We start from the raw sequence: 436 nt of genomic DNA, 5'->3' as shown, positions 1-436 counted from the left end.
GCGGCGCCTGAAACCTGGATGCGCAACGCGCAGGCCTATGCCTCATTCCTGGCCCGCAAGGGCGACAAGGCCAAGGCGATCTCGGTGCTCGACCAGGCCGAGGCGTTTTCGCCGGGCAAGCTGGAAATCGTCGCCTTACGCGCCAGGATAAGCAAGGGCGACAAGATCGCGCCCTTCGTGTCCGGTCCGTCCGACGGTGCTTCCGAAATCCTGCTCGATCTTGCCACCGCGCTCAACCGTGGCGGCGGCGAGCCATTCGTGCGCCTCTATTTGCAATATGCCTTGGCCCTGAAGCCGGACAGCGACGCGGCCCTCGTGCAGCTCGCCGCCGTCGCCGAACAGTTGAAGGACGGCGAAGGCGCCATCGCGCTCTATCGGCGTATCCCCGACTCTTCGCCGCTGAAGGAGATTTCGGACCTGCAGCTTGGCCTCAACC

1 pseudogene is annotated in these 436 nt (G+C 64.9%); it reads left to right on the top strand.

The window, feature by feature from the left end:
- Window positions 1-18: 18 nt before the first annotated feature.
- Window positions 19-436 (top strand): annotated as a pseudogene (locus EN807_RS32680) (hypothetical protein); the annotation flags it as partial.

This window comes from Mesorhizobium sp. M5C.F.Ca.ET.164.01.1.1, from assembly GCF_004792125.1.
Lineage (GTDB): Bacteria > Pseudomonadota > Alphaproteobacteria > Rhizobiales > Rhizobiaceae > Mesorhizobium > Mesorhizobium wenxiniae.
The sequence above is the reverse complement of the archived record's forward strand: the minus strand, read 5'-3'. Positions and strand labels throughout refer to the sequence as shown.